This window comes from Sorangium sp. So ce321 (assembly GCF_051530195.1).
Classification (GTDB): domain Bacteria; phylum Myxococcota_A; class Polyangia; order Polyangiales; family Polyangiaceae; genus Sorangium.
The window spans coordinates 9,350,050-9,368,600 of the sequence record NZ_CP150329.1; the positions used below are offsets into that span (position 1 = coordinate 9,350,050).

The following is an 18,551-nucleotide window of genomic DNA, read 5'->3' on the forward strand; positions in this document are numbered from 1 at the left end:
AGTCGTGTCAGCAACAAGAGAGGCACCCCCGATTCGAAGCAATGCGCCGACCCCACGACGAGCCAGCATCATCAGCCTACCGGATCGGGGCGGCTCGGTCCACCTCTCAGGGATCCCCCCCCGATCTCACGCAGTCGAGCTACTTCCGCTGCCGGACGCCGGATCGCGCTGGGACGGCGGCTCGACAGGGCCCCGGTCGCGACGTCGCGCGCCGTGGCTGTCAGCCGCCTACCGCCGAACCAGATTCGTGACGTCTCGGAGCGGCTTTGCGCGGAGTATCCTCACAAGAACCAATGGAGTTGAACGATGGCTTCTGTCCCTCCCGAAGCCGCCTTCGTGCTCGTGCACGGCGCCTGGCACGGCGCGTGGACCTATGAACGTGTGATCCCGCTGCTCGCCCGCGGCGGCCCGCGGCGGTCGCGCGCGATCTGCCGGCGCACGGTCTCTTCGCTCGCCGCGATCCCGATCGACGGCCTCCGAGGCCACCACCTCCGTACCCGCCGTTGCCCCCGACACGCGTAACTAGCTGCGCGGCCTCCGTGCGTGGAGGAAGCGCGCGTAGCCGATCTCGGCAGCGTTCTTCGTGAGCTCGACGTTGGCCCATGCGATGACGTCACCGAACGGACGATCCTGGAAAGGCCATCGTGTCCGCCGCGCCGATCGCAGATCGTCGTCGGTGGCCTGCTCGAGCACCGCTCGCCACTGCTGCTGTAGCTCGCCGATCCACGCGCGCAGGCCCTCGGCGCTGCCGGGCCACGTCACGTCCTCGCGCGTGAGGGCTCCTTCGCCGAACGAGTGGTCGAGCACCATGGACCACCAGAAGCCGAGATGCCACGTCAGCCACGCGATGCTCGGCGGGCCGAGATCATACCCCTCGTGCTCCGGCCAGTCGGCGCGCCACTCGCCATCCGGGGTTTGATGGACGTGCAACCCCGCGTCAGCAGGGCGCCACAAGCACTCCTCGGTGGTGAGCCCCTCGAGGTGGTAGCTGGTCAGCTGCCATGCTGTCTCGAGCTGCCGGATCAAGTAGTCTCGTGCTTCGCTGGACTCAGGCCGAGTCGGGGAGCCAGGGCTGTCACGTCTCATGGTCCGGGAGGCTAGCATCATCCCTTTGCCCGGCAAACAGCTGGCCAGCAGCGCTGGCCGATGCGCCTCAAGAGGGGTGTCCGGTGGTTCGGCCACGTCCTCGTGATTGCTTTGCTCGTGTCGCTCGACGCCCCGATTCCGGTCGGACCGCAGGCCGCACCACGCCAGCCCGGGCTTGCTACCCCGACCCGGGTCGGGCCGCTATAGTGGGGCGCATGACGGCGATGATTCAGCTGGGGCTCGTCGGCGATCGCGACGATGCGGTGACCGCCCACCGGGCCATCCCGGCGGCGCTGCGGCTGGCGGGAGAGGCGCTGGCCACGCCGCTCTCGTTCGAATGGGTGCCGACCGAGGAGGTGACCGACGTCTCCCGCGTGGCCCATTACGACGCCCTCTGGTGCGTGCCGGCGAGCCCGTACCGGAGCATGGACGGCGCGCTGCGCGCGATCCGCTTCGCCCGCGAGCAGCGGCGCCCCTTCCTCGGTACCTGCGGCGGCTTCCAGCACGCGGTCATCGAGTACGCGCGCAATGTGCTGGGCTGGTCGGACGCCGAGCACGCGGAGACGGCGCCGGAGGCGCAGCGCGCGGTGATCGCGCCGCTGGAATGCTCCCTGGTGGAGGCCACCGGCGCCGTCCGCTTCCGCGCGGGTACCCGCATCGCGCAGGCCTACGGCTGCGCGGAGGCCACCGAGGGGTACCGCTGCCGCTACGGCCTGAATCCGGACTTCCAGGCCGCGCTGGTCTCGAGCGCGCTGCGGGTCAGCGCGGAGGACGACGCCGGCGATGTGCGCGCCGTGGAGCTGGATGGACATCCGTTCTTCGTCGCGACGCTGTTCCAGCCGGAGCGCGCCGCGCTCGCCGGCCAGCTGCCGCCGCTCGTGGCCGGGCTCATCCGGGCATGCGCGGGGGGCGAGGCGATGCCTTCGAGGCCCGGCTCGAGCCCCGCGGACCGCTGAGCCAGGTGGCTCGACCGCGCACCGCGCCGCCGTTGCCGCGCGCTGGCCGACCCACAGGCCGATGGCCCACGGCGGACATGGTGGCCGACGTGGCGGACGTGGTACTCGAGGATGCACCCCTCAAGGGCTCCTTTGGGGCCAGCGTGGCCTCCGGCGAGGCATGAGAAGCAGGAGATCTCGATGAGCCGATATCCCGACAAGGAACCGGAGTGCCTGGGCGGAGACAGCGGGGTGATCGAACTCGTGATCGAGTCGCGCCCTCGGGATCTGGGCGGCTTCACGGTGCGGCGGACGCTCCCCTCGACGCAGCGGCGGCACGTGGGGCCGTTCCTCTTCTTCGATCACATGGGTCCGGTCGACTTCGCGCCGGGCCAGGGGATCGACGTCCGGCCACACCCGCACATCGCGCTCGCGACCATCACGTATCTCCTCGAAGGGGAGTTCGTGCATCGCGACAGCCTCGGCTCGGAGCAGTCGATCCGGCCGGGCGACGTGAACTGGATGGTGGCCGGGCGGGTCGTGGTCCACTCGGAGCGGACGGCGCCCGAGGTGCGGGCGCGCGGCGCGCGGATGCACGGGATCCAGACGTGGGTCGCGCTGCCGCTGGAGGACGAGGAGATCGAGCCGCGCTTCGAGCATCACCCGCGCCCGACGATGCCCGTCGTGAGCCGTCCCGGCGCGGAGCTGCACGTCATCGCCGGGACCGCGTACGGCGCGAAGGCGCCCACAGGGGTGCTGTCGCCGACGCTCTACGTGCACGCGAAGCTCGACGCCGGCGCGACGCTGCCGATCGACGACGAGCACGAGGAGCGCGCCGTCTATGTGGTCGACGGGGCCATCGACTGCGACGGCAAGCGCTTCGGCGAGGGCGCGATGCTCGTGCTGCGCCCGCGCGCGCACGCCGCCGTTCAGGCGGTCGGCACGACGAACCTCCTGCTGGTCGGCGGCGCCCCGCTCGACGGGCCGCGCCACATTTACTGGAACTTCGTGGCGAGCTCCAGGGAGCGCATCGAGCGCGCGAAGGCCGACTGGCGCGAGGGCCGCTTCCCCAGGATCCCCGGCGACGACGCCGAGTTCATCCCGCTCCCGGAGGGCTGATCACCCGAGCGCTCCGGTCGCTCGACCTGGGCCGCGCGACCGGAAAACCGCCCTCATGGCCCCACGTGGCCCGTCGCGCGGCCTCCTCGATCGAGCAGCCGCTGCACCGTCGCGGTCTGCAGGTCGCGCGTCTGGGCCGTGAGCGAATAGAGCATCGCCTCGCGGAAGAGGCGCTGCGCCGTGTGGTCGAGGAGATTGGCGCTGCCGCCGCTCGCAGCGACCGCCGCGTGCGCGGCCCGGACGCCCAGATCGATGCACCAGGCGCGAATGCGGACCGCGTGCTCGCCGTATCCCTCGGCTTCCGGCCGGTCCGCCCAGGCGTCGACCTCGGCGCGGGCGGCCTCCCGCTCGTCCTCGAACCCCCGCGCGGCGCCAGCAAGGTGTGCGCTGCCGCGGCGCCCGGCCAGCTCCGCGAGCAGGGCGGCGGCGGCGCCGGCCACGCCCAGCGAGAGCGCCGACGGCGTCAGCATGGCCGCCAGGTCGCGGGCGGTCTGCTGCTCGCGCGTCACGGTGGCGATCACCTGCTCGGGGCCGACGCGCAGGTCGCGCAGCGTCAGCGACACAGTGGCCGAGGCGTCCATCGCGCAGAGGCGGAGCGGCGGCGATGGCACGATCGAATCCCCGGCCTGCAGCGATGTCAGCACGTACGTCAGGCGGCCATCGGGGAGCGTGCCGGCGATGACCGCGTCGTCGGCGATCCCGTGGCCGGTCAACCAGGGCACGGTGCCGTGAAGGCGAACATGGTCGCCATCGGGCTCGACCCTGACCATCGGCGGGCCCGGGCGGCGGACGTGCGAGAAGCCCACGGTGCAGAAGCGCTCGCCGGAGGCGAAGCGAGGCAGGACGCGCTCCTTGAGGGCCTCGTTCTCGCCTCGCGCGATGAGCGGGCACGCGCCGGTGGCGTGCTGGATCTGGACGAACGCCGTCACCCCGCAGGCGCCGGCGAGGATCTCCACGTACTCGCGCGCAACCCGCGCCGGGACGCCGTGACCGCCGTAGCGCGCAGGCGTCGCGATCCCGAGGAGACCGGCGTCCGCGAGCGCGCGGAGGTTCTCGCGAGGAACCGTCTCGGCCTGATCCGTGGCGTTCGCCGCCGGAGCGAGCACGAGCGCCGCCACCCGACGGGCGCGCTCGAGCAGCGCGCCGGTTTCGGTAGGGACGGATGGCGTGAGCGATGGGTGGGACATGCAGGGGGAGTGTATTCCGCGGCGGCTCGAGCGCCCGACCCAGGTTGGCAGTGCGTCGCTGGCCGGGACCGACGCTGCCCCCAACCTGGGTCGGGTCGCTCCAACCTCGGTCGGGTCGCTCCAACCTGGGTCGGGTCGGGTCGCCCCAACCTGGGTCGGGTCGCCCCAACCTGGGTCGGGTCGCCCCAACCTGGGTCGGGTCGCTCCAACCTGGGTCGGGTCGCTCCAACCTGGGTCGGGTCGCTCCAACCTGGGTCGGGTCGCTCCAACCTGGCTCGGGGTCGCTGGCGGCTAACCGCGCTGCTGCCGGTGCTCGGCCAGCACCTCGGCGATGACATCGCGAGGCGATTTTTCTGCCGGATGGGAGCGCCCGTTCCTCGCGAAGGTGATGAGCGCTTTCCACAGCGCCCAGCCGCGGGCGCGGGCCCAGGTCGCGCCGTCGGCCGGCACCGCCGCCCGGAATGCGTCGCGGCTCTCGCCCGCGAAGAAGGTCCAGGTGATCACCAGGTCGCAAGCCGGATCCCCCACGCCGGAGCTGCCGAAATCGATGACGGCGCGGAGGCCTCCCTCCTTGACCAGCAAGTTTCCGACGGCGATGTCACCGTGGACCCACACCAGCGGGCCCCGCCACCTGGCCGCCAGCGCAGCCTCCCACACCTCCGTCGCTTCGCCCGCGTCGACCTCCCCGGCCACCGCGGCGATGGTCTGGCGCGTCTCGGCGTCGTACACGGAGAGCGGCCCGCCGCGGAAGAAGTTGTGCTCGCCGGCCAGGGGGCCGCCTGCGGCGTCGACCCGCTGCAAGGCAACAAGGAAGCGACCGAGCTCGGTCGCGAAGCCCGGGAGGTCGGCGATCCGCTCGACCGACGCGGTTTCGCCCGCGATCCAGCCATAGACCGACCATGGCCAGGGATACCCGAAGCCGGGGCGTCCCAGCGCAAGGGGCGCCGGAACGGCAAGGGGCAGGAGCGGCGCGAGCCGTGGCAGCCAGCGATGCTCCTTCTCCACCTGGGCGACGTAGCCCTCCGCGCTCGGCAGCCGCACCTTCATGCGCTCGCCCAGGTGAAAGGTCCTGTTGTCCCATCCATCCCATGCCACCGGCCTGATCGGCAGGTCGGCCCACTGCGGGAACTGCGCGGCGATCAGCCGGCTCACGAGGGCAACGTCGATCTTGAATCCATCGGTCGTGGTCATTGCGATCTTCCTGCTGGGCTCGTCACCCGCCACTTGACGCGCAGCAGGTCTCCCATGCGGTCGCGCCGGTCGTGGTCGAAGGCGGATTCGAGCACGCCCTCGCCTCGAGCCAACACCGGTACTCTCGAAGCGATCGCCTCCCCCGGCAGCTCGAAGCGAAAGCGATGGAGCGGCTCCCACACCTCCGTACCGGCATCCTCGAGCGCCCCCTTCAGCACCAGGGGATAAGAAGTTCAGACGCGTTCCGAAAGTCAAGCTCCTCGTCGCGGGCGTTTCATTGTACGACCATGCTGCATGCGCTGGTTGACAGAGAGAGCCCTTGTGCGATCGGCTCGGCACCTCGACCTGCGCCGGGCCGCGGGTCGCAAGGGGAGACGGGTCGTCAGGGCGCGCTGAGACGCATGCTCGTCTGACCGCCCTGTCCGGATCAGCGCGGCCGAGGCTGCAGCCAAGACGAGCCACGCATCACCAACGAGGTCGACGACAGCGATGACAGACAGCCAGATTCAAGCCGATCGAGCGTATGCGACCGCATGGCGCATCTTCTTCGACAGCCGCCGTTACGACCATCGAGGCACGCTCGACCTGATGGATCCGCACCTTCGAAAGATCGTGGCGAGCGGCAGGAGAGACCTGTCGATCTTGAGCGTGGGTCCCGGGCCCGGCGACGTCGACGCCGACGTCGCCCGGCTGCTCAGGCGCGTCGCACCGGAAGGCGGCTCGGTGCGCTACGTGGCGCTGGAGCCGAACGCGATTCACCGGGAACACTTCACCGCCATGACGCGGCGTCCAGGGCTGGCGGGGGTACAGTTCGACGTGCGCGCGACAAGGATCGAAGACTTCAAGACGGACGAGCGGTTCGACTGCGTGTTCTACATGCACTCGATCTATCACATGCCAGGGCAAGAAGAGCGGCTCACCCGCGAGGCGCTCGGCATGCTCAACGAGGGCGGCATCCTGGTGATCACGGTCGACCACGATCACGGCCAGATGTACACGCTGATCAAGAAGTACGTCGCGCTGACGGGCTATCAAGGCTACTGGACGGCATCGGAGGCGGGGCTCATCACGGGCGAGAGCCTGAAAGGCATCATGGAACGGCTGGGCCTGCAGTACGAGACGGCGGAGCACGACGAGACCATCGACGTGACCCTGTGCTTCGACGACCAGTCGACCACCGGGAAAGCCCTGCTGGACTTCATCTACCAGACCGATTTCAGCGCCATGTCGGACGATGTGAAGAGACAGCTCCTGGTCTATCTGAACGAAGAGGCCGTGGAGCGAGACGGGCGCAAGCTGATCCACGAGCCCGCGATCACCGTGCTGGTGCCGCGCCCTTGACCCGCTCCAGGATCGTGGGGATGGGTGGCCGCCATCCCCCCGACCGCCGGCGCCGGCGGTGGCGTCGGACCGCTCCGGGCACCCTCACGGGTCGGCGCTGCTTCGAGCTCTCTCGATCCGCTCCGGCCTCGACGCCCCGCGGAGCCTGAAGTGACCGAGCACTGTCCAGGCGTCGAGGTGGTCGTCCTCGCTCGGCCTCGGGCCGATGTTGTGCAGGACGAGCGGGATGCCCCGCGGGCCCTTGTGATCGCTCACGATGCCGACGTGATCCGGCGTGCACGAAGGGCACGGCGCGAAGGACCAGACGACGATATCGCCGGCCTCCCATGTGCCCACCGCGGCCTCATCGAACGTCGTCGGGAGCGACGTTGCGTGGGCGCGCAGGTAGGTGAGCATCGGCGTGACGCGGCGATGATCGATGGAACGATCGGGACGCTTCACCGTCGTATAGACGGCGGGGCGCGCGAGGATGTCCTCGTGGATCGTCCTCTGGAGATCGACGCCCGCGGCGCGGACGGCGCGGATGACGACGTCGGTGCAGACGCCGCGATCGGGGGCCGGATCACCGCCGGGGTAGCCGATGGCGACCCAGGCGGGATCGTAGGTGACCGCGCGGGCGACCTCGAGGCGCGCGCGGGCGACGATCGGATTGGACGGCACCGGGACGAGCGCGGGCTCGGCGAGCGGTGCTGGAGCAGACCCGGGTGCGGGGATCGGCACGGACGCGGGGGTCGGCGCGGGGGTCGGCGCGGGCGCCGATGCCGGCGCGAGGCGGGCCCCGCGAGAGGCGGCGGCGAGTTCTTGCGAGCCTTGCGAGCCACAGGCCAGGAGGGGGAGCGCGGCGAGCCATGCCCAGGAGCGTGAGGTCATGCTCCGTCATCGGCCGACGAGGACGATCTGTGACAGGCCAGCGCCGGACGCGGTCCCGGTTCGCGCCCAGGCTCCGAGGCTCCCGGCGCCCGGCTGGCCGCGGGCGTTCGGTCTCTGCTCGGCGCACGCGTCGGTTTGCAGCCAGGCGCCGTTCGCCCTACCCTGAGCCGGCTTGGACGGCCAGATCGTCGACCAGAAATACAGACTTACCCGCCTGATCGGCGAGGGCGGGATGGGCTGCGTCTACGAGGCACAGCAGCTCGACACAGGCGAGCAGGTCGCCGTGAAGCTCATCAGCGGGCAGAAGCGCCGGGAGAGCGCCACCGCCCTGGGCCGCTTCCAGCGCGAGGCGCGCGCCGCGGCCGGCGTCGATACCCCGCACATCGTCCACGTGCGCGACGCCGGGACGGACCCCGTGACCGGCGCGCCGTACCTGGTGATGGAGTACCTCGACGGCGAGGACCTCGGGCAGCTGCTGCACCGCCTCGGGCCGCTCCGGCCCGAGGTCGCGCTGCGCATCATCGTCCAGGCGTGCCTCGGCCTGCAGAAGGCGCACGAGGCGCGGGTGATCCACCGGGACATCAAGCCGGCGAACCTGTTCCTCGCGCGCTCCGGCGAGGGGGAGGTCGTGGTCAAGCTCCTCGACTTCGGGATCGCGAAGATCAAGCCGTCGGAGGGCGGCATGACGACGGGGCTGACCACGACCGGGAAGATGCTCGGCTCGCCGCTCTTCATGGCGCCGGAGCAGATCGAGGACATCCGGACCGTGGATTACCGCACCGACATCTGGTCGCTCGGCGTCGTCCTGTACGCCGCGCTGTCGGGGAACGCGCCTCATCACCACATCGCCTCGATCGCACGCCTCTTCGTCCTGATCTGCACCGAGCCCGCCCCGCCCATCCAGGACGTCGCCCCGTGGGTGCCGCGCGAGGTCGCCGCCGTGGTGCACCGCGCGCTCCAGCTGAACATGGGCGACCGCTTCCAGAGCGTGACGGAGATGCTCGAGGCGATGCTCCCCCTGCTCCCGGATGGCCACGCGCTGCGGCAGGAGCTGCTCGTGACCGCCACGGACAGCGAGCGCGCCGTGGTCGCGCCGAGGCTCGACGTCGGCGCCGCGCCGCACCGGAGCAGCCTCGCGAGGGCCGGCGAGGCCAGCCAGAGCGATCCGCCGCGGGACAGCGGGCGCGCCAGCACCGTGAGCGCGTCGTCCGGCGGTCCGCTCGCGAGCCGGACGGCGAGCAGCGCCTCGTCGGGCCCCTCCGCGGCGTGGTCCCGGGCGCCGGCTGTCCTGCTCGCCCTCGGCGTCGCGGGCGCGGTCGTGTACCTCGCGGCGCCGCGCGCGGCGGCCCCGGGGGGCGACGTCGCGCCGGCGGCCAGCGAGGCGCCGACGGCGCCGGCCGAGGCGGCCGGTCCGGCGTCCGTCGCCCCGGACGGCGCCCTCCGGCGCGTCGTCCTGGCCGTGGCCCCGAGGGACGCCGCCGTCGAGGTGGACGGCGCGCCCGTCGAGGTGCGCGAAGGGCTCGTCGAGATCGCCGGCGTGCTCGGCAGCAACCACCGCGTGCGCCTCGTCAGCGCGGGGGTCGAGCGGGTGGGCAACGTCGTCGTGACCGAGAACGGCGCGTTTCCGCCGACGATGACGATCGACGGCCCCGCGGCTGGACCGAGCGGCCCCGCGGCTGGACCGAGCGGCGCCACGGCTGGACCGAGCGGCGCGCCGAGCGCCAGACCGCAGCCGCCACGCCGACCGGCCGCGGAGAAGACGCCCCCGGAGGCGCCGAGGCCGCCTGCCGATCCGCTCGTCCCGAGCTCGTTCGAGTAGCCGGCAGCGCACGCGCAAGGTTGCGGGAAAGGGACAGGGTTCCTGTAAGCTGCGGGCGTCGCGTCCTCGACCATGCGAAACCGGATCTGCTCTCCCCGACGCGTCGCTTCGATCGCCGCGCTCCTCCTCGCCGCCTGGGCGGCGCCGCTCTTCGCGCAGGACGCCGGACGCACGGAGCCCGCGGCCAGCGCGCCCACCGCCGCCACCGCCAGCGCGAAGGCCGAGGCCGAGGCCCGCTTCGAGCGCGGCCTCCGCATGTACAGGGCCGAGGCATGGGAAGCCGCCGCGGCCGAGTTCCTCGAGTCGCGGCGGCTCTACCCGACGTGGGGAGCCACCTCCGTCGCCGCGCGCTGCTTGCAGAAGCTCGGGCGCACCACCGAGGCGCTCGAGATGTTCGAGTCGCTCCTCTCCGACTTCGGGACCGTGCTCCCGGCCGACGCGAAGGAGGCAGCGCTCGCCGAGGTGGAGCGGCTACGCGAGCTCGTCGGCGCGATCGCGATCGAGGGAGGCGCGCCGGGCGCGGTGGTCACCGTCGACGGCCAGCGCCGCGCCGAGCTGCCGCTCTCGGCCCCGCTGCGCGTCGCGGCGGGCGCGCACGCGGTGCGGATCCAGAAGGACGGGTTCGAGCCGTTCGAGGCGCGCGTCGAGGTCCTCGGCCGACAGACGGCGCGCGTCACCGCGAGCCTCAAGGCCATCGAGACGCACGGGCGCGTGCGCATCTCGGAGAAGACGGGCAAGCGGCTCGAGGTCGCGCTGGACGGCGTGCGCGTGGGCAGGACCCCCTGGGAGGGCAAGGTCGAGCCGGGCACGCACGTGATCGTGCTGTCCGGAGCCGACGGCGTCGGGACGCCACCGACAACGATCTCCGTGAGGGCAGGCAAGGTCGTCGACGCGTCGCTCACGGCGGTGAAGGCGCGCCCCGTGCTCACCGCGGCGGACCCGATCGTGCTCGACTACGAGGAGGGCACCCCGATCCGACCGGGTTATCGCCTCGAAACGAACGCGCGTCGCGGGCTGATCACCGCGGGAGCGACCATCTTCGGCATCACCTACACGCCCATGTCGGTCTCGGGCGCTGCTGTCGGCGCCGAGCTGCTCATCATTCCGGTGGCCGGTCCGATGATCCACGCGGCGCAGGGGGGCGAAGGCGGAGCCTTCTTCGTGACCGACGGCGTCCTGCAGGCGGCGGGCCTCGCGCTGCTCGCGAGCGGGATCCTGTTCCCGAAGACGACGCTCGTGCGCGAGGACGTCGCGCGCTCCGGGCTGCGCTTCCTCGGCGCTCTGCCCTCCCGCCTCGGCCGCGACGGCCTCGGCGTCCAGGTGGTAGGTAGCTTCTGAGAGAGCACCTCTGAAGGGAGCCTGGATTTCGGCGGCGGCCCGCTCGCCACCGCCGGAGCCAACGACGTGGTGCTCGCCAGGTTCGCGCCCTGAAGGCCTTCCGGCGGCGCCGCGTCCCCCGCGTCCCCAACCTGGGTCGGGCCTCCGCGTCCCCAACCTGGGTCGGGCCGCCGCGGCCCCAACCTGGGTCGGGCCGCCGCGTCCCCAACCTGGGTCGGGCCGCCGCGGCCCCAACCTGGGTCGGGCCGCCGCGGCCCCAACCTGGGTCGGGCCGCCGCGTCCCCAACCTGGGTCGGGCCGCCGCGTCCCCAACCTGGGTCGGGCCGCCGCGGCCCCAACCTGGGTCGGACCTCGGCCGTCCCCTCCCCGATGGCCTTCAAACATCCCGGCCCGCGCGCCGGGCTTGTGCTAGTTGGATCTGGTGACCGAGCCCACACCCGATCCTGGCCACACCCCCACGCTCGTCGGTCGCTCGAGCTCCCACTTCACGCGCGTCACCCGCATCTTCGCCTCGGAGCTCGGGGTCGCCTACGCCCTCGAGGTCGTCCCGGACCTGCGCTCCGTGAACGCCGCGGATTACGCCGGTAACCCCGCGCTCCGCCTGCCGATCCTGCGAACGGGGGCGACAGCGTGGTTCGGTGCGCTCAACATCTGCCGCGAGCTCGCCCGCCGGGCGCCGGCGAAGCGGCACGTGGTCTGGCCCGAGCACCTCACCGACGCGCGGGCGGCGAACGCGCAGGAGCTCGCCACGCAAGCCATGGCCACCGAGGTCACGCTCATCATGAGCCAGCTCGCGGGGACGCCCAAGGACGACGCGCAGCTCACGAAGCCGCAAACGAGCCTGCTCAACATGCTCACCTGGCTCGACGACAACATCGAGGCGGCCCGCGCAGCGCTGCCCCAGGACCGCGACGTCAGCTACATGGAGGTCTGCACGTTCTGCCTCGTCACGCACCTCGAGTTCCGGAAGATGCTGGACACGAGCGGCTATCGCGCCCTGACCGCCTTCTGCGACGAGTTCGGCCAGCGCGCATCGGCGCGGGCGACCCCGTATCGCTTCGACGCGCCGTGAGCCCGCTCGGCGGAGCGCGGCGCCGCTCCGCGCCGGCGAGACCCGGCGCCGCCGTCCCCTGACGCCCCCGCGCGCTCACCGCCGCCGCTCGGTCGTGCGGCCATGCCGTCGCGGCCATGCATGCAGCCCTCCCGCGCTGCCGGCAGCCGCCGGCAGCGCGCGCCTGCGCCGCCCTCCGACAACACATCGCCGGCGGTGACGAGGGGCCCGCTCGAGGTCCCATTGCGCGCCCGCCTGCGCGCCCCTGCGCAGCGCCTCCTTCGAGCAGAGGGGCGCCTCTCCGGAGAAATCCGCGCTCGAGGCATTGCAAACGGATGAACCCTCCGCATATAAACGGAGTACACCTCCGGTTACTTCGGAAGGCTCGTCAAGGAGAGCTCATGAGCGGTACGAGAGACCCCAGCAAGATCCGCGTCGGAATCATCGGAGCGAGCCCGGAGAGGGGCTGGGCGCTGGCGACGCACCTGCCCGCGCTCGCGTCGCTCGACGCATACGAGATCGCGGCGGTGAGCACCACGAGGCAGGCGAGCGCGGACGAGAGCGCGCGCCGCTTCGGGGCGCGCCACGCGTTCGACCGCGCCGAGCCGCTGATCGAGCACCCCGACGTCGATCTCGTCGTCGTCTCCGTCCGCGCGCCCGAGCACGCGCGGCATGTCCGCGCCGCCGTCGCCGCGAAGAAGGACGTGTTCTGCGAGTGGCCGCTCGGGGTCTCGCTCGCCGAGGCCACCGAGCTGGCCGGAGCCGCCGAGGCCGCCGGCGTTCGCACCCTGATCGGGCTCCAGCGGCGCCTCGCGCCGAGCGTGCGCCACCTGCGGGATCTGATCGCCCAGGGATACGTGGGCAAGCTGCGCTCGGTGACGATCCACGTCGCGTCGCCGCTCGCCGGCGCCCGGCGCGCGCGCTCCGACGCGTATTCGGCCGACGAGAAGAACGGCGCGCACGTGCTCACGATCTTCGCCGCGCACTTCCTCGACACCGTGCTCGCCGCGGTCGGCGAGCTCGAGAGCCTGTCCAGCGTCGTCGCCCGCCAGCTCGACGAGATGACGGTGATCGAGACGGGCGAGGTCCTGCCGGTGACGGCGCCGGACCAGACGCTCATCTCCGGGACGCTCGCGAACGGCGCGGTCCTGTCGGCCCATTTCGAGACCGGAAAGCGCAACGGCCCCGTCATGAGCTGCACCCTCACTGGCACCGAGGGCGATCTCGTCCTGTCTCACGATCTCAGCATCTCGGGCGCCCGCGGCGACGGGCAGCCGCTCCAGCCGATCCCGACGCCCGAGCACCTGTCCTGGACCCCGAGATCGAGCCTGTCCGACGACGCGCATCAGATAGCGCACGTCTATGCGGCCTTCGCGAAGGATCTCGCGGAAGGAACCTCGCTCGCGCCGACGTTCCGTGACGCCTTGAAGCTCCATCGCCTGGTCGACACGATCGCTGAGGCTTCCGCCTCCGGGCAGCGCCTCCGCTGGAAGGGCTGAACGCGCCTCGACCGTGTCCCGCGCCCGTCGACGTCGCCTCTCCCCGCGGGCTTGCGCCGGTTCGCGCCGATCATCGAGACGGCCACCTCGCCGTTCAGGCGCCTGCCGGAGACGAGGAGCGAGCGCAGGAGGAACCAGGCAAGCTGCCACGTCCGGGCCGAGGTGATCACGTGTCAGGGCGTGCGCGGCAAGCCCGCCGGCCGCGGCGCGGTCTCCGACCTCGCCACCGCGGCGGCGACGCATATCCCACCGACAGCCGGTCGACGTGGTCCCCCACAACCGCTGCTTGCGCGCTCGCGCCCTGCGGCGTTGTGATAGAGCTGGCGCATGACCTCCGTCGAGGATCTCACGGCAGAGCTCGCAGATCTGCGGGAGCAGATCGCGGCGATGACACGGGCGCGGGACGACGCGCGCCTGGAGCGGGACGAGCTGCGCACGGCCATCATGGGGATGCCCGCCGCGATCGGGGTGATGACCGGCCCGGAGCACGTGTTCAAGATCGTGAACGACGCGTGGCGCGCCCTCGAGCCTTCTTATGAGCCGCTCGACAGGCGCCTGATCGACGTCATCCCGCCGCCCCTGGGCCCGCGCGTCGCCGTGGCGCTCGATCGTGTCTTCGCGACGGGCGAGCCCCTCGTCGCCGCGAACGTCCCTTTCACGTTCCCCGGCGCCACGGAGCAAACCTTCCTCACGTTCCACTACTCCGCCCTCCGCCGGGAGAGCGGCGAGATCTTCGGGATCGTCTTCCATGGCATGAACGTGACTGCGCAGCTGCGCTCGCAGCAGGAGGTGCAGTCGCTGAACAGCAGGCTGCGCACCTTCCTCGCCCTGGCCGAGAACGCGCCGGACAGCATCGTGGTCGCCGAGCGCGGCCAGATCACGTACGCGAATCCGGCGTTCCGCCGCATGTTCGGGTATGGCCAGGAGGGCGTCGGGACTCCGCTGCTGGAGCTCATCGACGACGAGAGCCTGGCGCGCCTCGGCGCGCACCGCCAGGAGGGCGCGCCCCCCGGCGCGATCCGCGCCCTCGCCACCTGCCGCCGCCAGGACGGGAGCACTTTCCCCGGCGAGATCTCGACGTTCCCCATCCGTGACGAGGACGGGCAGATCGACGCCGAAGGCGCCATCATCCGCGACTTGACCGAGCAGCGGCGCGTCGAGCAGGAGCGGCAGGGTCTGCAGGAGGACCTCATCGCGGCGCAGCAAAGGGCGATCCGCGAGCTCTCCACGCCCCTCATCCCGCTCGCCGCCAGGCTGGTCGTGATGCCGCTCGTGGGCACCATCGACAGCGTCCGATCCGAGCAGATCCTGGAGACCCTCCTCCGGGGCATCACGGCGCACCAGGCCGCGGTGGCCATCCTGGATACGACCGGCGTGCGGAGCATGGATGAGCAGGTCGCGAGCTCCTTGCTCAGGACCGCCGGAGCGGCCCGCCTGCTGGGCACGGAGGTCATCCTCACCGGCATCTCGCCCGAGGTCGCGCGCGCCCTCGTGGAGATCGGGACCGACCTGAGCGGGATCACCACGCTCGGGACGCTGGAGGCCGGCGTGGCCCACGCGCTCGGCCGGCGCGCGCGCTCGAAGCGCCGGTCCTGAAGCATCTCCGGCGGGCCCTCCCCTCGCGACGCTGCGATGGGAAATATTTACCCTCAGCAGTATTTGCCTTTGTGGTGAACCGGTTCAGGCTCGAGCTGCTACTGAATGCGATGTGCTGAGGACACGGGGACCGGGCCACCGGCGACCAGGCCTGTCGGAACAGGGTCCCAGGCTCAACCGTGAGCGACCGGGGTTCCCGTCGCGGACCGTCACCGAAAGGGTTTACAGACATGATACAGAGACGCGCGCGCCATGCGCCGGGTGCGATCACGGCCGTTCTCCTGGCCATGTTCGCTGCTGGATCCGTGAGCTGCGGGGGCGATGATGGTCCCGGCGGCGAGGGCGGCAGCGGCAACGAGGGCGGCGGCGGCAGCGGCAACGAGGGCGGCAGCGGCGGCAGCGGCAACGAGGGCGGCAGCGGCGGCAGCGGCAACGAGGGCGGCAGCGGCGGCAGCGGCGGCGGCGGCGGCAACCAGGGCGGCGGCGGCGACAACCAGCCGGACCCCATCGATGGTCTGGCGCTGACGCCGCCCATGGGGTTCAACAACTGGAACGCCTTCGGCTGCGACGTCAACGAGGCGCTCATCAAGGAGACGGCGGACTTCTTCGTGTCCTCCGGGCTGCAGGAGCTCGGCTACACGTACGTCAACATCGATGATTGCTGGTCGCTCAAGGAGCGCGGCGAGGACGGCAGGCTGGTGCCCGATCCCGAGAAGTTCCCTTCCGGGATCAAGGGCCTCGCCGACTACGTGCACAGCAAGGGCCTGAAGCTCGGGATCTACGGCGACGCTGGCACCAAGACGTGCGCGGGCTACCCCGGCAGCCTCGGTCACGAGGAGATCGACGCGCAGACGTGGGCCGAGTGGGGCGTCGACTACCTGAAATACGACAACTGCTACAACCAGTCGGACGGCTCGCGCGAGGACTACGTCCGGCGCTACACGGCGATGCGCGAGGCGCTCGACCAGGCTGGCGGCGATATCGTGTACTCGATCTGCGAGTGGGGCCAGTCCCAGCCCTGGGAGTGGGCCGTCGGGGTGGGGAACCTGTGGCGGACCACCGGGGACATCAGCGACAACTGGTCGAGCCTGCGCTCGATCATCGCGAGCAACGTCAAGCTCGCGCAGTACGCCGGCCCCGGGCACTGGAACGACCCCGACATGCTGGAGATCGGCAATGGCGGCATGTCGCTGACGGAGTACCGCACGCACATGGGGATGTGGGCGATGATGGCCGCGCCGCTGATCATCGGCACCGATCTGCGGACGGCCACGGAGGAGACGCTGGCCATCCTGAGCAACAAGGACATCATCGCGATCGACCAGGATCCGCTCGGCGAGCAGGCGACCATCGTGGCGGAGCAGGACGGTTTGATGGTGCTCGCCAGGCCCCTGTCCGACGGCACCCGGGCGATCGCGCTCTACAATTCCACGGACTCCCTGGCGGTGATCAGCGTTCCTGCGACAGACGCCGGGCTCGACGACGCCGGAGCTTACCGCCTCGACGACGTGTGGACCGGCAAGAGCACGCACAGCAAGGAGGTCATCGCCGCGGGCGTGCCCGCCCACGGCACGCTCGTGTACCGGGTCAGCCCCACGCCGCAGCCCGAGACGCTGGCGCCGGCGGTGAGCCTCGGAGCCCAGCTGGGCACCCTGATCTCCGGGCTCGCCGACGGCGCGACGTTGACCACCAAGGCGACCAATCAGGGCATCAGCGACGCCGCCGACGTCGCGGTCCGCGTCACGGCGCCGGAGGGCTGGGAGGTCACCGCCGAGGACGCCAGCACGAGCGAGCTCCTGAGCAGCGACGCATCGCTGGAGACGACGTGGAGCATCGTGGTGCCCGAGGGCACGCCGGCGGGCCGTTACACGATCCTCGTGACGACGGCCTACACCTGGGGCGAGGGCGGTGAGACATCCTTCTCGAGCGAGCTCCTCAGCGTGGTCGTGGCGCCGCCGCTGGACGGGACGACGCACCTGAGCAAGCTGTTTCCGGTCACCTCCGAGAACGCTGTCGGTCCCGTGGAGCTCGACATGAGCAACGGCGGCGAGACCCCGGAAGACGGCAACCTGATCACCCTCGGCGGCAAGGTCTACACGAGGGGCCTCGGCACCCACGCCTCGAGCGAGATCGTCTACTACCTCGGCGGGCGCTGCTCGACGCTCACCACCGACGTCGGGATCGACGACGAGGTCGGGGCGGCCGGCGCGGCGTCGTTCACCATCTACGCCGACGACGAGGTGGCGGCCGAGAGCGGGGTCGTGACGGGGGATGACGGGCCGAAGACGCTCACCGCGGACCTGGCCGGCGCCACGTGGTTGCGGCTCGTGACCGACTCCGGCGACGCCAGCGACGGCGATCACGCGGACTGGGCGGTGCCCCTGCTGGTGTGCGGCGCGAGCGCCGAGCCGACGACTCCGGAGCAGACCCTCTTCTCGTTCGAGTCCGGCACCGAGGGCTGGGGCATCGCCAACGTCGATACCGGCGGGACCGTCAGCCAGTCCGAGCTGTTCCACACCGACGGCGAGCACGGACTGGAGGTCGTCTCCCCAACGGACGGCAACTGGTTCGGTCGCGCGCTGGCCGAGCCCCTCGACCTCAGCGGGCACACGGTGTTCAAGTTCGATGTCAAGACGGGAGAGACCGGGACCTCCGGGGAGATCGCCGTTCAGATTGGCAGGGAGACAGGAGATCCGGCCTGGTGTCAGGGCGGTCTCTGGACGTGGACCAACGCGAACGCCAGCAAGACGATCAAGGCCGCGATCAGCGGCATCGAGTGCCCGCAGGGCGTCGAGCTGGACCTCACCCAGGTCACCGGGATCTGGGTCTACCTGAAGGGCGGTACTTTCCAGATCGACAACGTGCGCGCCGAGTGAGCGGCGGCGCGGGCAGTACCCCAGGGAGTACACGACCTCTGCCGGCCGGCGGGCGCTCGCCCGCGGCCGGTCGGGGCGCGGCGGCCAGGAGCGCCGGGGATCCGCGCGGCGACGGGTGGCCCGACGCCCGCGACATCGGCGGACTTTCCGGTTAGAATGGTCGAGGTAGGAGGAACGCTTGATCCACTTCGACGAGCGCTGGGCCACCATCTCCTGGGATGCCGACGTTCAGGCCGTGGTGGTCGAGTGGAAGGGGTTCGCTGACAGCAAGGAGCTGCGTTCGGCGCTCGACACGGCGCTCGATCTCGTCCGCAAGAGGAAGGCGACCCGGTGCCTCGGGGATTGCCGCCGCGCCGGGCCCACCACGCAGGACGACCAGCGGTGGGCCAACGAGAGCTGGCTTCCGCGCACGGCGGCCCTGGGGGTGCGCCAGATAGCCTACGTGCTGCCGCACTCGGCGGTAGCGCGCATGTCGCTGACGCGGTCGGTGTTCAGGTTCGAAGACCAGGATCTCGTCCAGGCGCAGTTCGACGACATCGACGCCGCCCGCGCCTGGCTCCTTTCCCCGCGCTGAGCGCCGCGGCTGGGAGCGAGGCTGGCCTGCACGGCCACAGAGGCCGCGCGCCAAGGCGCCGTCGGCTAG

At 71.4% G+C, this 18,551-nt stretch carries 15 protein-coding genes and 1 pseudogene; 11 read left to right on the forward strand and 5 right to left on the reverse strand.

Annotated features, from left to right (window positions below):
• Nucleotides 1–306: 306 nt before the first annotated feature.
• Nucleotides 307–455 (forward strand): annotated as a pseudogene (locus WME89_RS34500) (peptidase M13); the annotation flags it as partial.
• 67 nt (nt 456–522) lie between these two features.
• On the opposite strand, the gene WME89_RS34505 reads toward WME89_RS34500, so the two are convergent.
• A complete protein-coding gene (locus WME89_RS34505; RefSeq protein WP_438003894.1) occupies nt 523–1,086 on the reverse strand; it encodes a DinB family protein in 564 nt (187 codons plus the stop codon).
• A gap of 224 nt (nt 1,087–1,310) precedes the next feature.
• Here WME89_RS34505 and WME89_RS34510 point away from each other — a divergent pair, with 224 nt between their 5' ends.
• Together WME89_RS34510 and WME89_RS34515 are read left to right on the forward strand one after the other, a co-directional pair.
• A complete protein-coding gene (locus WME89_RS34510; protein WP_438012010.1) occupies nt 1,311–2,042 on the forward strand; it encodes a CTP synthase C-terminal region-related (seleno)protein in 732 nt (243 codons plus the stop codon).
• Nucleotides 2,043–2,222: 180 nt separating this feature from the next.
• Nucleotides 2,223–3,140 carry a pirin family protein gene (locus tag WME89_RS34515; protein ID WP_438003895.1) on the forward strand — a complete coding sequence of 306 codons (918 nt, stop codon included), beginning with the start codon at nt 2,223–2,225 and terminating at the stop codon, nt 3,138–3,140.
• Between the two features lie 53 nt (nt 3,141–3,193).
• Here WME89_RS34515 and WME89_RS34520 read toward each other — a convergent pair whose 3' ends face one another.
• The 3 genes from WME89_RS34520 to WME89_RS34530 form a co-directional block, all read right to left on the reverse strand.
• Nucleotides 3,194–4,327 carry an acyl-CoA dehydrogenase family protein gene (locus WME89_RS34520; protein ID WP_438003896.1) on the reverse strand — a complete coding sequence of 378 codons (1,134 nt, stop codon included), beginning with the start codon at nt 4,325–4,327 and terminating at the stop codon, nt 3,194–3,196.
• A gap of 291 nt (nt 4,328–4,618) precedes the next feature.
• Nucleotides 4,619–5,518, reverse strand: coding sequence for an aminoglycoside phosphotransferase family protein (locus WME89_RS34525; protein ID WP_438003897.1), 900 nt, complete (start codon nt 5,516–5,518; stop codon nt 4,619–4,621).
• Nucleotides 5,515–5,736 carry a hypothetical protein gene (locus WME89_RS34530; protein WP_438003898.1) on the reverse strand — a complete coding sequence of 74 codons (222 nt, stop codon included), beginning with the start codon at nt 5,734–5,736 and terminating at the stop codon, nt 5,515–5,517. The genes WME89_RS34525 and WME89_RS34530 overlap by 4 nt, the downstream gene beginning before the upstream one ends.
• A gap of 271 nt (nt 5,737–6,007) precedes the next feature.
• On the opposite strand from WME89_RS34530, the gene WME89_RS34535 reads away from it, so the two are divergent.
• Nucleotides 6,008–6,859, forward strand: a complete 852-nt coding sequence (locus tag WME89_RS34535) for a class I SAM-dependent methyltransferase (RefSeq protein WP_438003899.1) — start codon at nt 6,008–6,010, stop codon at nt 6,857–6,859.
• 84 nt (nt 6,860–6,943) lie between these two features.
• Here the strand turns inward: WME89_RS34535 and WME89_RS34540 are convergent, their stop codons facing one another.
• Entirely contained in the window at nt 6,944–7,729 is a 786-nt protein-coding gene (locus WME89_RS34540; RefSeq protein ID WP_438003900.1) for a DUF1287 domain-containing protein, read from the reverse strand.
• 172 nt (nt 7,730–7,901) lie between these two features.
• Between WME89_RS34540 and WME89_RS34545 the strand changes: the two genes are divergently transcribed.
• The 7 genes from WME89_RS34545 (at nt 7,902) to WME89_RS34575 (ending at nt 18,482) form a co-directional block, all read left to right on the forward strand.
• Nucleotides 7,902–9,548 carry a protein kinase domain-containing protein gene (locus WME89_RS34545; protein ID WP_438003901.1) on the forward strand — a complete coding sequence of 549 codons (1,647 nt, stop codon included), beginning with the start codon at nt 7,902–7,904 and terminating at the stop codon, nt 9,546–9,548.
• Nucleotides 9,549–9,620: 72 nt separating this feature from the next.
• Complete coding sequence (locus WME89_RS34550) at nt 9,621–10,886, forward strand: PEGA domain-containing protein (protein ID WP_438003902.1); 1,266 nt, start codon at nt 9,621–9,623, stop codon at nt 10,884–10,886.
• 421 nt (nt 10,887–11,307) lie between these two features.
• Nucleotides 11,308–11,958 carry a glutathione S-transferase N-terminal domain-containing protein gene (locus tag WME89_RS34555; protein ID WP_438003903.1) on the forward strand — a complete coding sequence of 217 codons (651 nt, stop codon included), beginning with the start codon at nt 11,308–11,310 and terminating at the stop codon, nt 11,956–11,958.
• A 380-nt stretch (nt 11,959–12,338) separates the two neighbouring features.
• Complete coding sequence (locus WME89_RS34560; RefSeq protein WP_438003904.1) at nt 12,339–13,436, forward strand: Gfo/Idh/MocA family protein; 1,098 nt, start codon at nt 12,339–12,341, stop codon at nt 13,434–13,436.
• Between the two features lie 327 nt (nt 13,437–13,763).
• Nucleotides 13,764–15,032: a PAS domain-containing protein gene (locus tag WME89_RS34565; protein ID WP_438003905.1), complete on the forward strand. Its 1,269-nt coding sequence runs from the start codon at nt 13,764–13,766 to the stop codon at nt 15,030–15,032.
• Between the two features lie 230 nt (nt 15,033–15,262).
• Nucleotides 15,263–17,908 carry an NPCBM/NEW2 domain-containing protein gene (locus tag WME89_RS34570; RefSeq protein ID WP_438003906.1) on the forward strand — a complete coding sequence of 882 codons (2,646 nt, stop codon included), beginning with the start codon at nt 15,263–15,265 and terminating at the stop codon, nt 17,906–17,908.
• A 178-nt stretch (nt 17,909–18,086) separates the two neighbouring features.
• Nucleotides 18,087–18,482 carry a hypothetical protein gene (locus WME89_RS34575; protein ID WP_438003907.1) on the forward strand — a complete coding sequence of 132 codons (396 nt, stop codon included), beginning with the start codon at nt 18,087–18,089 and terminating at the stop codon, nt 18,480–18,482.
• Nucleotides 18,483–18,551: the final 69 nt, after the last annotated feature.

Bases quoted from the DNA above. Each gene is read 5' to 3' on its own strand.
- WME89_RS34510 (WP_438012010.1), top strand. From the start codon at position 1,311: ATGATTCAGCTGGGGCTCGTCGGCGATCGCGACGATGCGGTGACCGCC.
- WME89_RS34520 (WP_438003896.1), bottom strand. From the start codon at position 4,327: ATGTCCCACCCATCGCTCACGCCATCCGTCCCTACCGAAACCGGCGCG.
- WME89_RS34535 (WP_438003899.1), top strand. From the start codon at position 6,008: ATGACAGACAGCCAGATTCAAGCCGATCGAGCGTATGCGACCGCATGG.
- WME89_RS34525 (WP_438003897.1), bottom strand. From the start codon at position 5,518: ATGACCACGACCGATGGATTCAAGATCGACGTTGCCCTCGTGAGCCGG.
- WME89_RS34515 (WP_438003895.1), top strand. From the start codon at position 2,223: ATGAGCCGATATCCCGACAAGGAACCGGAGTGCCTGGGCGGAGACAGC.
- WME89_RS34570 (WP_438003906.1), top strand. From the start codon at position 15,263: ATGATACAGAGACGCGCGCGCCATGCGCCGGGTGCGATCACGGCCGTT.
- WME89_RS34550 (WP_438003902.1), top strand. From the start codon at position 9,621: ATGCGAAACCGGATCTGCTCTCCCCGACGCGTCGCTTCGATCGCCGCG.
- WME89_RS34565 (WP_438003905.1), top strand. From the start codon at position 13,764: ATGACCTCCGTCGAGGATCTCACGGCAGAGCTCGCAGATCTGCGGGAG.
- WME89_RS34540 (WP_438003900.1), bottom strand. From the start codon at position 7,729: ATGACCTCACGCTCCTGGGCATGGCTCGCCGCGCTCCCCCTCCTGGCC.
- WME89_RS34505 (WP_438003894.1), bottom strand. From the start codon at position 1,086: ATGAGACGTGACAGCCCTGGCTCCCCGACTCGGCCTGAGTCCAGCGAA.
- WME89_RS34560 (WP_438003904.1), top strand. From the start codon at position 12,339: ATGAGCGGTACGAGAGACCCCAGCAAGATCCGCGTCGGAATCATCGGA.